The sequence below is a fragment of the Micromonospora sp. NBC_01638 genome, assembly GCF_045209745.1.
Taxonomy (GTDB): Bacteria; Actinomycetota; Actinomycetes; order Mycobacteriales; family Micromonosporaceae; genus Micromonospora.
Genome location: NZ_CP109273.1, coordinates 5,360,602 through 5,374,432, shown reverse-complemented (window position 1 = coordinate 5,374,432; position 13,831 = coordinate 5,360,602). Strand labels below are relative to the sequence as shown.

Genomic DNA, 13,831 nt, shown 5'->3' with positions numbered 1-13,831 from the left:
GAGGGGCCGGCCCAGTAGGGGCTCACCGCATCGAACTGTCAGGGTGTTGCCCGGGTTGAATCCCCGTTGTCGCGCGTCGCCGGGCCGGAAAAGATCATCTGTATGAAGCGTCGCGATCTTTTTGTGTTCGCCGGATTGGCGGCAGTTGCCGGATGCGGGAGCCCGGGTGCAGGTTCGAAGGGAAACGCCGGCAGGTTGACCTTCGCCAACCGGCTGAGGGTGCCGCCGCTGCTGGATCCGGCCGTCGCGGCGGACGGCACGAAGCGGTTTTCGTTGACGATGCGGGCCGGGCAGGCGGAGTTGCTCCCGGGAAAGCCGACGACGACGTGGGGTTTCAACGGCGCCTTCCTCGGCCCGACGATCCGCGCGACGCGTGGCGATCGCGTCGCGATGCGTGTGCACAACCAGCTCGGCGAGCCGAGCTCGGTCCACTGGCACGGCATGCGGCTGCCCGCGGTGATGGATGGCGGCCCGCACCAGACGATCCAGCCGGGCGCCACCTGGACCCCACACTGGACGATCGACCAGCCGGCCGCCACCTCCTGGTACCACCCGCATCCGCACGGCAGCACCGCCAAGCACGTGTACCGCGGGCTGGCGGGCCTCTTTCTCGTCGATGAACCGGCGACGGCCGCACTGGACCTGCCCTCGACGTACGGAGTGGACGACGTCCCGCTCATCCTGCAGGACAAGACCCTCGACGCGAACGGCGTTCTGCGGGAAGACTCCAAGCCGACGTGGGGCCTCATCGGCGACCAGATCCTGGTCAACGGGGTCTACGACCCGTACTTCGAGGTGACCACGACGCTGGTGCGGCTGCGCATCCTCAATGGCTCCAACGCGCGAATGTACAACGTCGAGTTTGCCGACCGGCGACGGTTCCACGTCATCGGCACCGACGCCGGCCTGTTGGCGGCGCCGGTGACGGTCGACCGCGTGCAGCTGAGCCCAGGGGAACGGCTGGAGGTGCTGGTCGAGTTCGCCCCGCGCGACGAGGTCGTGCTGCGCAGCGTCGCCGGCGACAACGGGATCGACGAAGGGGATTACGAGCTGCTGAAGTTCGTCGCGGCGGGCCAGCTCAAGCCCGGGCCGTCGGTGCCGCAGCGGCTGGCCGCGAGCCCGCGCGTCGAGGCACCCGCGGGCGCTCGGGAGCGCACGTTCCGGCTCAACGGCAGCGACGCGATCAACGGGCGGGAGATGGACATGGCCCGCATCGACGAGGTGGTGCCCGCGGGCGCGAGCGAGATCTGGCACGTGCAGAACAGCGTCTACGCCCACAACTTCCACATCCACGAAGTGGCATTCCGCATCCTGGACATCGACGGGAGGCAGCCGCCGGCCTACCTGCAGGGTCCGAAGGACACGGTGTTCATTCCCGGCAAGTCGACGGTACGGCTCGCCGTGCAGTTCGGGCACCACACCGACCCGAAGACGCCCTACATGTACCACTGCCACATTCTTCGGCACGAGGACAAGGGCATGATGGGTCAGTTCGTGATCGTGGAGCCCGGCACCGAAGCGTCGGTCCCCCGCACGTTGCCGAGCCACCACCACCATCACGGCTGAGCCGCCCGTACATACCCTTGCAACTCGAACACCGAGGCCTCCAGCAGGTCGGCGAGGCCGGCCCAGCCGATCGGTTTCCCCGGGCGGGGTCGCCCGCCCGGGGCCGAGCGCATGACGGTCGGCTGCGGGTCGGGCGCTTCGTTAGGGTGATGGACATGTCCGCACGCCGCCCGCACCGCCACGACGCCGGCCGGAGGTGGGCCGGACCGGCGGCCTCCGCACGCACCATCGGGCCGGGCGACTGGTGAGTGGTGCACGCGTACCCGTCCCGCGGGGTGAGTCGGCGGCACCCGCGCACGGCCGACCCGGACTGGTCGACGCCTGCGGTCGGCTCGCCCGGTCGCGCCCCTTCGAGGTCGGCATCGTCGCCGTCATCCTCGCCAACGGGATCGTCCTCGGCCTGGAGACGTACCGGGGCCTGACCCCGGCAGGCACGGCACTGCACTGGCTGGAGTTTTTCTTCCGTACCGTCTTCGTCGTCGAGATCGGCGTCCGGTTGGCGGCCTACGGCAAGCGTCCGCAGGACTTCTTCCGGCAGAGCTGGAACGTCTTCGACTTCGTGGTGATCGCGGCGATCTTCATACCGGGCCTGCACGGGGATCCCGCACTGCTCCGCGTCGTGCGGGTCGCCCGCATGGTCCGGTTGGTGCGGTTCTCGCCGGGCCTGCGGACCATCGTCTCCGCGCTGTGGCGGAGCCTGCCGGGCGTCGGCGGCTTTCTCGCCCTCGCCGTCGTGACGCTCTACGTGTACGGCATGGCCGGGTGGCTGATCTTCGGAAGCAGGTACCCGGAGGAGTACGGCGACATCGGCCGATCCCTGCTGACGTTGTTCGTGCTGCTGTCGCTGGAGACGCTGCCGGACCTCATCGAGCAGGGCATGGCGATCTCGCCGTGGACGCTGCTCTACTACGTCAGCTACGTGGTCATCACCGTCAACCTGCTGCTCAACATCCTCATCGCGGTGATCGTCAACTCGATGGAGGAGGCGCGCCGGTTGGAGATGACCGAACGCCTGGCCCCCGGGTACGACGAGGACGGCGACGGCGTACCGGACGAGGTGGACCGCATCGCGATCACACAACGGCTGGACGACCTGCGGGCAGTCATCGCCGAGTTGGAGCGGGAGCTGCGCATCGACCGGGAGGACGGGCACGGACGGTCCCACCGGGACGGCGCCCGCGCCACTATCCGAACTGGAGAACACAGCGCGAGCGTCGGATCACCGGCGCAGCGGACAGCCCACAGGCGGCGCTGATCCCAGCAGCCGGGTCACCGGATGCCTTCGCCCGCGCTGCCGCACCCTCGTAGGGGCATCCCGCAGTATGGTGGAACGGCCATGAACAGGGATTCCAGCGCGATCCGCGAAGAACTGCTGCGGCTGCGCCAGCAGACCGAAAGCCAGGCCGCCGCCCTGGACGGCGACCTACGGAGCCTTTTCGAGGCATCCCGGTCGTCCAACGCCGATGACGAGCATGACCCCGAGGGCAGCACGATCGCCTTCGAACGCGCACAGCTCACCGCCGTCCTGGACGCGGCACGCCGACGCTTGGCCGAGCTGGACGGTGCGCTGCGACGGGTCGACGAGGGCAGCTACGGCGTGTGCGAACGGTGCGCCCTTCCGATTCCCGCCGAGCGGCTCGTCGCCCGCCCATCTGCGCGTACGTGTGTCGCCTGCGCCAGCCGACGGTGACGGTGCCCGTCGACCGTGAGGGCTGATCGCCTCGACCCGTGCCCCACCACCTGACCAGAGGGCACCCGCACAGCCGGGTGCCCTCAACGGCTCCGGGCGTAGATGGCGCGGTCACCGAGCTCCTCCTCGATGCGGATGAGCTGGTTGTACTTGGCCGTGCGGTCGGAGCGCGACAGCGAGCCGGTCTTGATCTGCCCGCAGCCGACGCCCACCGCCAGGTCGGCGATGGTGGTGTCCTCGGTCTCCCCGGATCGGTGCGACATCACCACCCGGTACCCCGCCTTGTGGGCGGCGTCCACCGTTGCGAGGGTCTCGGTGAGCGTGCCGATCTGGTTGACTTTGACCAAAATCGCGTTGGCGTAGCCGCCTTCGATCCCGTCGCGAAGCCGGTCGACGTCGGTGCAGAAGACGTCGTCGCCGACCAACTGCACGCGCTCTCCCGCCACTGCTGTCAGCCGCTTCCAGCCGGCAATGTCATCCTCGGCCATCGGGTCCTCGATCGAGCTGATCGGGTACCGGGAAACAAGGTCGAGCAGGTAGTCGATGTGCTCCTCGACGGTGCGCTGGCGTCCCTCGCCGACGTAGTCGTAGACGCCCGCATGGAAGAACTCCGAGCTCGCCGGGTCGAGGCAGATCAGCACGTCGGTCCCGGGCTCATAGCCGGTGTCCTCGATCGCGCGCAGCACGAACCGTAGCGCCTCGTCAGCGCTCGCGAAGTTCGGCGCGAAGCCGCCCTCGTCGCCGACATTGGTGCTGTGACCGGCCACGGCCAGCGACGCCTTGAGGGTGTGGAAGACCTCCGAGCCCATCCGGACCGCCTCGGCAAAGGTCTGCGCACCGACCGGCGCGATCATGAACTCCTGGAAGTCGAGCGGATTGTCGGCGTGCGCGCCGCCGTTGATGATGTTCATCATCGGCACCGGCAGCAGGCGGGCGCCGACGCCACCGACATAGCGGTAGAGCGGCTGCCGGTGCGCCACCGCCGCCGCCTTCGCCGCCGCCAGGGACACCGCCAGGATCGCGTTGGCGCCCAATCGACCCTTGTCCTTTGAACCGTCGAGATCGATCATCGTCTCGTCGATCAGCGCCTGATCCTCCGCGTCGAACCCGATCACCGCTTCGGCGATCTCGCCGTTGACCGCAGCGACAGCCGTACTGACGCCCTTGCCGTGAAAACGCGTGCGGTCTCCGTCGCGCAGCTCGACCGCCTCGTTCGTTCCCGTCGACGCGCCGGAGGGAACGGCGGCCCGGCCGGTCGATCCGTCCGCGAGAACCACATCGGCCTCCACGGTCGGGTTCCCCCTGCTGTCGAGAATCTGCCGACCACGCACCCGACTGATTACCGTCATCACAAACTCCCTGATCAAGATGCCTTTTCGCAGCCAGACTGGCACGAAACGGCGGCCGTGCCACCGCGACGATGAACACGTTGACCCGTACCCCAGGGTGCGGGTTTAGGGTCGCGGGATGCAGGTGGGTGAGCTGGCACGCCGGACCGGGACCACGGTCCGGGCACTGCGGTACTACGAGTCGGCCGGGCTGGTCGTGCCCCGGCGGCTGGGCAACGGCTACCGCGAATACGACACGATCGCCGTGCGGCTGGTGACACAGATTCGCGAGCTGATGGCACTCGGCCTCACCGTCGAGGAGACCCGACCGTTCGTGGAGTCGATCGCCGGTGGCTCCGAGGACACCGACGTGTGCGCGGCGGCGGTGGCCACGTACCGCAGCACCATCACCAACCTGCAGGAACGGATCGGCAAGTTGACTGCCCAGCGGGAGGCGCTGGATGCTCGCCTTGATGCGGCCGCGACTCAGGTCGTACCCGGCAGTCACGCACCAGGCGCCGATCCCGCCGCGCTGGTCGGCACCAGATTGCCACCCCTGTCCTTCTACGGCACCGACGGCCGCCCGGTCGATCTCGGCGCGCTCGGCGTCGGGCGCAGCGTCATCTTCGTGTACCCACTGACCGGGCGGCCGGGCGTCGACCTGCCCAACGGGCTGTTGGAGGTCCACGGCGCCCGGGGCAGCACCGAGCAGGCCGCCTGGTTCCGCGACCACCACGCGGAACTCCGCGCGGCCGGCGCTGCCCGGGTGTACGGCCTGTCCGCGCAGTCGACCGGGTATCAGCGGGAACTCGCGCACCGGCTGCGGCTGCCCTACCCGCTGATCCCCGACCCGAGGCTGACCCTCGCCACCGCACTGCACCTGCCGACCCGTACCGCGGGTGACATGACGCTGTACGAGCGGCTGACCCTGATCATCGCCGACGGCGAGGTGGAACACGTCTTCCACCCGATTCCGGAGCCGGCGTCGCACCCGCTGCACGTCATGCGGTGGCTCACCAAGCGACGCCAGGACTCCGGATCGGTCAGCCCTTCCTAGAAGTCGTCGTCGAAGGCGACCGTGCCGGTCACCCCGACCTGGTACGCCGACACCCGCCGCTCGAAGAAATTGGACAGCTCCTGGACGTCCTGCAACTCCATGAAACCGAACGGGTTGCTGGACCCGTAGTGCGGCGCGATGCCCAGCTGGGCGAGACGGCGATCGGCGACGTGCTGGAGGTACTCCCGCATGTCGGTCAACGTCAGGCCGGGCACGCCGTGGCCCAACAGGTCCTCGGCGAACTGCACCTCACACTCGACGGCCTCGGTGAGCATCTGCCGAACCTGGTCGGCGAGGTCGTCGTCGAACAGGTCCGGCTCCTCGCCGCGGACGGTGTCGACGACGTCGAACGCGAACGCCATGTGCATGGACTCGTCGCGAAACACCCAGTTGGTGCCAGAGGCCAGGCCGTGCAGCAGGCCACGGGAGCGCAGGAAGTAGACGTACGCGAAGGCGCCGTAGAAGAACAACCCCTCGATGCAGGCGGCGAAACAGATCAGGTTGAGCAGGAACGTACGTCGGTCCTCCCGGGACCGCAGCTCCCGCAGGTCGTTCAGGGAGTCGATCCAGCGGAAGCAGAACTCGGCCTTGCGACGGATCGAGGGGATGTTCTCGATGGCGGCGAAGGCGGCGAACCGCTCGGTCTCGTCGGGCACGTACGTGTCGAGCAGGTTCAGGTAGAACTGGACGTGCACGGCCTCCTCGAACAGCTGCCGGGACAGGTAGAGGCGGCCCTCGGGGCTGTTGACGTGCTGGTAGAGGTTGAGCACCAGGTTGTTGGCGACGATCGTGTCGCCGGTGGCGAAGAACGCCACCAGCCGGCTGACCAGGTGTCGCTCGGCCGGCGACAGCTTGTCGAGGTCGGCGAGGTCGGCGTGCAGGTCGACCTCCTCGACCGTCCAGGTGTTGCGGATGGCGTCACGGAACCGGTCGAAGAAGTGCGGGTAGCGCATTGGGCGGAGGGTGAGGTCCATTCCGGGGTCGAGCAGCATGTGCGTGGTCCTCCTGTCGGCGGTGGTGTCGGCGGCGCTCACTGGCAGGCCTCGCACGACTCGGGGTTCTCCAGGGAGCAGGCAAGGGCGTCGGCGTCGGTCGCCACCGGCGCGACAACCGTGACGGTGGCCTGCTGGATCCGGGTGGCGGGGCGCGAGCGCAGGTAGTAGGTGGTTTTCAGCCCGGCCTTCCAGGCGTACAGGTACATCGAGGAGAGCTTGCCGATGGTCGGTGCGGCCAGGAACAGGTTCAGCGACTGGGACTGGTCGATGAACGGGGCGCGGGCGGCGGCCAGGTCGATCAGCGCCCGCTGCGGCAGCTCCCACGCGGTGCGGAACAACTCCCGGACGCCGGCCGGCAGCTCCGCGATGTCCTGCACCGACCCCTCGGCCCGCTTGATCGCCGACCGGACCCGGTCGGTCCACAGACCACGGGCCTTCAGCTCGCGTACCAGAGCGGTGTTGACCTGGAGAAATTCCCCCGACAGGGTCTCACGCTTGAACAGGTTGGACACCTGCGGCTCGATGCACTCGTAGCACCCGGCGATCGAGGCGATGGTCGCGGTCGGTGCGACCGCCACCAACAGTGAGTTACGCAGCCCGTACGCCTCGACCTGCTCCCGCAGGGCGGCCCAGCGCGCGGTCTGCGTGCCCTCGACGCCCCACAGGTCGGGTTGCAACTGACCCCGCGCGGCCCGAGTCTGCCCGTACGCCGGGTGCGCGCCGAAGCGGCGCGCCAGGTCGGCGGAGGTCTCCAGCGCGGTCAGGTACAGCTCCTCGCTGATCTGGGTGGACAGCTTTCGCGCGGTCGGGGAGTCGAACGGCAGCCGCAGCGCGAAGAACACGTCCTGCAGGCCCATGAGCCCGAGCCCGACCGGCCGCCAGCGGGGGTTGCTCGCCGCCGCCTGCCGGGTCGGGTAGTAGTTGATGTCGATGACCCGGTCGAGGAAGGTCACCGCGGTACGGACCGTGGCGCGTAGCCGCTCCCAGTCGATGCCGCCGTCGCCGAGGTGGGCGGCGAGGTTCACCGAACCCAGGTTGCACACGGCGGTCTCGGCGTCGCTGGACACCTCGACGATCTCGGTGCAGAGGTTGGACAGGTGCACCACGTTGCCCGGTTCGGCGGTCTGGTTGCACAGGCGGTTGGCGGCGTCCTTGAAGGTCATCCACCCGTTGCCGGTCTGGGCGAGGGTCCGCATCATCTTTCCGTACAACTCCCGCGCCGGGACCTGCCGCACGTAGCGGCCCTGCGTCTCGGCCTCCCGGTACGCGGCGTCGAACCGCTCCCCCCAGAGGTCGGGCAGCTCGGGCACCTCGTGCGGGTCGAACAGCGACCACATCTCGTCGGCCTCGACCCGGCGCATGAACTCGTCCGGGACCCAGTTGGCCAGGTTCAGGTTGTGGGTACGCCGGGCGTCCTCGCCGGTGTTGTCCCGCAGCTGGAGGAACTCCTCGATGTCCGGGTGCCACGGCTCCAGGTAGACGCACGCCGCGCCCTTGCGTCGGCCGCCCTGGTTGACCGCGGCGACGCTCGCGTCCAGCGTGCGCAGCCACGGCACGATCCCGTTGGACTGCCCGTTGGTGCCGCGGATCAGCGCGCCCCGGGACCGGACCCGGGAGTACGCGATGCCGATGCCGCCGGCGAACTTGGACAGGTTGGCGACCTGGGCGTACCGCTGGTAGATCGAGTCCAACTCGTCGAGCGGGGAGTCGACCAGGTAGCAGGAGGACATCTGGGTGTGCCGGGTCCCGGAGTTGAACAGCGTCGGTGAGCTGGGCAGGTAGGCCAGGCTGGACATCAGTCGGTAGAAGTCGGCCGCCTCGTCCGGCGTACGGGACAGCCCGCAGGCCACCCGCAACAGCCAGTACTGCGGGGTCTCCAGCACCAGCCGGCTGGTGGGGTGGCGCAGCAGGTACCGGTCGTACACGGTGCGCAGGCCGAAGTACTCGAACCTCCGGTCGCCGTCCGGATCGATGGCGTCGTCGAGCATCGTGGCGTGTGCGGCGACGAACGCGGCGGTGTCGTTACCGATCAGGCCCTCGGCGTGGCCGACCCGGATCGCCGCGCTGAACGAGGTGACGCCCTGCCGACGCACCTCCTTGTCGACGTAGCCGGCCAACAGCCGGGCGGCGAGGCGCGAGTACTGCGGTTCCTCACCAATCATCTCGGCCGCCGTCTGGATGGACAGCCGATCCAGCTCGGCCGTCGTCGCGCCGTCGTACAGGCCGCTGATCGTGCGGGTGGCGACGCGCATCGGGTCGACGTCGGTGAGGTCGTCAGCCCACCGCTCGACCGCCCGGACGATCTTGTTCACGTCCACGGATTCGGTGGCGCCGTCGCGCTTGCGGACCTGCATCGGCGTGCGCCGCAGGGTCGCGTCGCTGCTGGCCGGGACTACCTCGGTGACTGTCACCACTCACTCCTCGCGAGTTCGAGACCTGATGGCCCTCGGACGCGAGAAGACAGACACCGGCGGACACACGCCAGCGAGGCGTGGGTCAGGTGGCGTCAGCCGTCCCACGCGGCCTCGGACCGCCGCCCACCCGGGTGCGGGTGTGCGGCGCGCTGGCAGGTCTTCGGACTCGCGGACACGACCGGGCTCGCCGGTCTCCTACTGGCCGTCGCTTCCCAGGCCGATTGGTGGCCCAGTGCTGATGACGGCGGTCGTTCCCACTCACCGCTGCGGGACAGTCCCGGATTTTCACCGGGTTCCCTCTTGCCTCGACCACATCGGATGACGCGGCCGAACCAGCTGCGCTCGACACCATATATAGGGACGCAGCCGTTGTCACACACCACATGTCGGTCTTCGGCGTGTCGGCGGCCGGTCTGGTGATGACCGTCACCAGACTCGTCCAGCCGACCCGGGCGGCTGCGACAAAGATTCGATCTATCAGGTCAATGGATGCATCGAACGTCGAGCACACTCCGCCGGCAAACGGTGCCCAGGAGCGAACATCCAATCTTCACGGTGTCCACTTCGCTCGCCGTGCCAGAGTGCGCGGGTCCCCCAGCCGAGCAGGAGGTCGAAAACATTAGATGTATACGGCCCGAGGGTGATCAACCTCGTTGACGCACCGAATCGACCCTCCGTATACTTTTCGTGATCATCTGATCTTTGGGCCTAGAGCCGGGCGAGGAGCGCATGCCGCAGATCACTGCCGTCACCGTCGAGGACGTCCGCTTCCCCACCTCCCTGACCGCCGACGGGTCTGACGCCATGAACAAGGACGGCGACTACTCGGCGGCCTACGTCGTGCTGCACACCGACGGCGTCGACAGCGCGGGTGCGCCGCTCGCGGGTCACGGCCTCACCTTCACCATCGGTCGGGGCAACGACATCGTCGTCGCGGCGGCGGTCCACCAGGCACAGCGCCTCGTGGGCCTGGATGTGGCGACGATGGCAGCCGACATGGGGGCGGTCTACCGCCTGCTCACCTCCGACTCACAGCTGCGGTGGCTCGGGCCCGAGAAGGGCGTCGTCCACCTGTCGCTGGCGGCCGTGCTGAACGCCTCGTGGGACATGGTCGCCCGGGTTGCCGACAAGCCGCTCTGGCGGCTGCTCGTCGACATGTCCCCCGAGCAGCTCGTCGACATCGCGGACCTGCGCTACCTGTCCGACGCGCTGACCCGGGACGAGGCTCTGGCCATCCTGCGCGCCAAGCAGAGCACGCGGGCCGACCGTCTCGCCGAACTCGACCGGACCGGCTACCCCGCCTACACCACCTCGGCCGGCTGGCTGGGCTACGGCGACGACAAGCTGCGCAGGCTGTGCCAGGAGGCGGTGGACACCGGCTACGGCTACGTCAAGCTCAAGGTGGGCGCCAGTCTCGACGACGACATCCGCCGATGCACGATCGCCCGGGAGATCCTCGGCCCGCACCGCAAGCTGATGATCGACGCCAACCAGGTGTGGGACGTCGGTCAGGCGATCGAGTGGGTCAAGGCCCTCGCCCAGTTCACACCGCTGTGGATCGAGGAGCCGACCAGCCCCGACGACATCCTGGGCCACGCGGCCGTCCGCCGCGCCGTCGCTCCCATCGGGGTAGCCACCGGCGAGCACTGCCACAACCGGGTCATGTTCAAGCAGCTGTTCCAGGCCGGGGCCATCGACTTCTGCCAGTTGGACACCGGCCGGCTGGCCAGCATCAACGAGATCGTCGCCGTGCTGCTCCTCGCCGCGAAGTTCGGCGTCCCCGTCTGCCCACACGCCGGCGGTGTCGGGCTGTGCGAGATGGTCCAACACGTTTCGGTGCTCGACTACGTCGCGATCTCGGGGGATCTCACCGACCGTGTCACCGAGTTCGTCGACCACCTGCACGAGCACTTCACCGATCCGTGTGTCGTCCGGGACGCCGGGTCAGGCAGCGGATATGTTCTTCCCAGCCGGCCCGGCTACTCCACCCAGATGCGTCCCGAGTCAGTTGCGCGGTACCGGTTCCCCGACGGCGACTACTGGGCTGCGGCAGAGCCGACTACCGTGTCATCTCCGGAGCCGTACGTGATCGCAGGTGGGACGGCCACCCCCGCCGGCCGCTAGGAGGTGTCATGTCTCGCACCGACGAAGTGGTGAACGGGATCAAGCGGATGATCCTCGAAGGGTCGTTCAAGCCCGGGGATCGGCTGCCCGTCGAGAAGGATCTCGCCGAGTCGCTCGGCGTCTCACGGGGATCGCTACGCGAGGGGATGTCGGCCCTGTCGATCCTCGGCATCGTCAACATTCGCCAGGGTGACGGCACCTACGTCACGAACCTCGACGCGCCGCAACTGCTGGCCCCGATGGGCTTCGTGGTGGACTTCCAGGGCCAGGGCGACCCACGGCACATCCACACCGTTCGACGGCTGCTGGAGTGTGAGGCCGCCCGGTTGGCGGCGACCAGGATCACCGACGAGGCCCTCGCCCAGGCAGGGGCACTGCTCGACGAGGCGGCCCAGATGGTCGGTCAGTCACCGCAGGACCACGAGCGAATCATCGAGATCGACATCGCCTTCCATCGGATCATCGCCGTGCACGCCGGGAATCCGGTGCTCGGTGGCCTGATCGAGGCGTTCGCCGGGCGCACCGTACGCGGACGGCTCTGGCGCAGCCTGCACGAGGAGGGCGCGGACCGGCGTACCCACGACGAGCACGTGGCGATCCTGAAGGCCCTCGTGGCACGCGACCCGGAGCGGGCCCGCACCCGCATGGCCAACCACCTGATCGGGGTCGAGGAGTCGTTGCAGGGGTTACCCGACGACGGTGACGCGAGCCTCGACACCGCCGCCCGGTCGTGACCGCCCACCCGCCCCGCTAGGCGACCACCGTCACTGCTCGTCCCGTTGCGCGGTGGTGCTCCCGGTCATCGCCGCGACCAGGTCGTCGGTGGTGACCTCGTCCGCGCGAAGCCGGGCCGCCCGCCGGCCGAGGCGCAGCACCTCGACGCGGTCGGCGATCTCGAGCACCTGCGGCATGTTGTGGCTCACCAGCACCACCGACATGCCGGCGTCGCGGGCACGCCGGACGACGTCCAGCACGCGCCCGGTCTGAACGACGCCGAGTGCCGCGGTGGGCTCGTCGAGGATGACCACGCTGGTCGCCCAGATGATGGCGCGGGCCACCGCGACGCACTGCCGTTGCCCACCGGACAACATCGCGATCGGGGTGGTGACCCGGGGAATCCGTACCCCGAGTTCGTTGAGGGCCGCGGCGGCGCCCTGCCGCATCGCGCGCTTGTCGAGCAGCCCCAGCCGACGCAGCGGCCCGGAGCGCAGGATCTCCCGCCCGAGGTACAGGTTGGCGGCCACGCTGAGGTCGTCGGCGACAGCGAGATCCTGGTAGACGGTTTCCACCCCCGCGCGCCGGGCGTCGACCGGGGTGGCGAAGTGGACGGGACGACCGCCCACCCGGATCTCGCCCTCGTCGGGCGGGTGCACACCGGACAGCGTCTTGATGAGAGTGCTCTTCCCGGCGCCGTTGTCGCCGATCAGCGCCACGACCTCACCCCGGTGGACCGTGAAGTCGGCGCCGCGCAGCGCCTCGACGTGCCCGAACCGCTTGACGATGCCCCGGGCTTCGAGGACCGGTGGTTCCTCGGCGGTCGGCTGCTGAGCGCTGCCGGCGGTGGCGGCTGGGGTAGCGCCCATCACTGCACCGGGGGGTTGGCGCAACTGGGTTCGAGCACCGCCTTGATCTCCGCGGAGTCGATGTTCTCCTTGGTCACGAACGTGACGCCGGTGTCCGCCGACGCAAGCGGCGCTTTGTCCCGGAGGTGCCGGACCATCTTGTCGACGCCGAAGTAGCCCATCTTGAACGGGTTCTGCACGACCAGCGCCGAAATCTGACCGTTGCGCAGCCCGGCGACCTCGTCCGGGGCGGCGTCCCAGCCGATGATGACCACCTTGCCCGACTTGTTCGCCGCCTTGATGGCCTGCGCGGCACCCAGCACGCTCGGCTCGTTGGCAGCGAAGACGCCGGCGAGGTTGGGGTTGGCGGTGAGGATGTTCTCGGTGACGCGTCGTGCCTCGTTGACATCGCTGCGGCTGGGCTGCTGGCCGACCAGCTTCAGGTTGGGGAACTGGGCGAGGCCGGCCTTGAAGCCGTCGACCCGCTCGGTGTTGGTCTGCGATCCGGGCTGGAACTCGACCAGCGCCACCTCGTGGTTGCCGGGGCCAAGTTCGGTGGCGAGCAGCTTCGCCGCCTCGACGGCCGACGCACGGTTGTCGGTGGCGAAGAGGGGCACGTTCGACGGCTGCGGGCTGGTGCCCGAGTCGATCATCGCGACCGGGATGTTGGCGGCGAGCGCCTGGTCGGTGGCTGGTGCCAACGCGCGGGAGTCGGTCGCCGCGTAGACGATGCCGTCGACCTTCTTGGTGACGAAATTCTGGATCAGGTTGACCTGGCCCTCGACATCGGTCTCGGTGGTCACCCCATCCCACTGGACGGTGACGTTTCCCGCGCGCTGCGCGGCGCAATCCGCGCCCGCCTTCACCGTGTTCCAGTAGTCGGCCCCGACGGCCTTCGGGACGACCGCGAGCTTCAACGGACCGCTCGCGTCCTTGGTCGTGCCGTCGCCGCCGTCGCGAACGGCGACCCCGCCGCAGGCGCTGAGGAGAGCGGTCGCTGCGGCGGCGGCCAGGATGGCCTGTGCGCGCAGGAGGGGTCCTCGCGTCCGCCGGCTGGTGGTGGTGTGTGCCATGGTGTGTCCTTCCTCGTTCGGA

At 69.0% G+C, this 13,831-nt stretch carries 11 protein-coding genes and 1 riboswitch; of the genes, 6 read left to right on the top strand and 5 right to left on the bottom strand.

Translation table 11 applies throughout. The features are described from left to right. Window positions 1-195: 195 nt before the first annotated feature. The 3 genes from OG811_RS25000 to OG811_RS24990 all read left to right on the top strand — a co-directional run bounded on the left by OG811_RS25000 (window position 196) and on the right by OG811_RS24990 (window position 3,256). Complete coding sequence (locus OG811_RS25000) at window positions 196-1,566, top strand: multicopper oxidase family protein (protein ID WP_406069161.1); 1,371 nt, start codon at window positions 196-198, stop codon at window positions 1,564-1,566. A 244-nt stretch (window positions 1,567-1,810) separates the two neighbouring features. Then, a complete protein-coding gene (locus OG811_RS24995; protein ID WP_406069159.1) occupies window positions 1,811-2,821 on the top strand; it encodes an ion transporter in 1,011 nt (336 codons plus the stop codon). A gap of 81 nt (window positions 2,822-2,902) precedes the next feature. After that, window positions 2,903-3,256: a TraR/DksA family transcriptional regulator gene (locus OG811_RS24990; RefSeq protein WP_406069157.1), complete on the top strand. Its 354-nt coding sequence runs from the start codon at window positions 2,903-2,905 to the stop codon at window positions 3,254-3,256. Window positions 3,257-3,339: 83 nt separating this feature from the next. On the opposite strand, the gene eno is transcribed toward OG811_RS24990, so the two are convergent. Then, window positions 3,340-4,605 carry a phosphopyruvate hydratase gene (gene eno, locus OG811_RS24985; RefSeq protein WP_406069156.1) on the bottom strand — a complete coding sequence of 422 codons (1,266 nt, stop codon included), beginning with the start codon at window positions 4,603-4,605 and terminating at the stop codon, window positions 3,340-3,342. A 118-nt stretch (window positions 4,606-4,723) separates the two neighbouring features. Here eno and OG811_RS24980 point away from each other — a divergent pair, with 118 nt between their 5' ends. Continuing rightward, window positions 4,724-5,641, top strand: a complete 918-nt coding sequence (locus OG811_RS24980) for a MerR family transcriptional regulator (RefSeq protein ID WP_406069154.1) — start codon at window positions 4,724-4,726, stop codon at window positions 5,639-5,641. On the opposite strand, the gene OG811_RS24975 is transcribed toward OG811_RS24980, so the two are convergent. After that, entirely contained in the window at window positions 5,638-6,633 is a 996-nt protein-coding gene (locus OG811_RS24975; RefSeq protein ID WP_406069153.1) for a ribonucleotide-diphosphate reductase subunit beta, read from the bottom strand. The two genes, OG811_RS24980 and OG811_RS24975, sit on opposite strands and share 4 nt — an antisense overlap. Window positions 6,634-6,671: 38 nt before the next feature. Then, complete coding sequence (locus OG811_RS24970) at window positions 6,672-8,990, bottom strand: ribonucleoside-diphosphate reductase subunit alpha (protein WP_406075901.1); 2,319 nt, start codon at window positions 8,988-8,990, stop codon at window positions 6,672-6,674. A 193-nt stretch (window positions 8,991-9,183) separates the two neighbouring features. Beyond that, window positions 9,184-9,402: riboswitch (cobalamin riboswitch) on the bottom strand. Between the two features lie 377 nt (window positions 9,403-9,779). On the opposite strand from OG811_RS24970, the gene OG811_RS24965 reads away from it, so the two are divergent. Together OG811_RS24965 and OG811_RS24960 are read left to right on the top strand one after the other, a co-directional pair. Next, a complete protein-coding gene (locus OG811_RS24965) occupies window positions 9,780-11,174 on the top strand; it encodes an enolase C-terminal domain-like protein (RefSeq protein ID WP_406069152.1) in 1,395 nt (464 codons plus the stop codon). Window positions 11,175-11,182: 8 nt separating this feature from the next. Then, window positions 11,183-11,908: a FadR/GntR family transcriptional regulator gene (locus OG811_RS24960; RefSeq protein WP_406069150.1), complete on the top strand. Its 726-nt coding sequence runs from the start codon at window positions 11,183-11,185 to the stop codon at window positions 11,906-11,908. Between the two features lie 30 nt (window positions 11,909-11,938). On the opposite strand, the gene OG811_RS24955 is transcribed toward OG811_RS24960, so the two are convergent. Next, window positions 11,939-12,757, bottom strand: coding sequence for an ATP-binding cassette domain-containing protein (locus tag OG811_RS24955; RefSeq protein ID WP_406069148.1), 819 nt, complete (start codon window positions 12,755-12,757; stop codon window positions 11,939-11,941). Next, complete coding sequence (locus OG811_RS24950; RefSeq protein ID WP_406069146.1) at window positions 12,757-13,809, bottom strand: ABC transporter substrate-binding protein; 1,053 nt, start codon at window positions 13,807-13,809, stop codon at window positions 12,757-12,759. The genes OG811_RS24955 and OG811_RS24950 overlap by 1 nt, the downstream gene beginning before the upstream one ends. Window positions 13,810-13,831 lie beyond the last annotated feature (22 nt).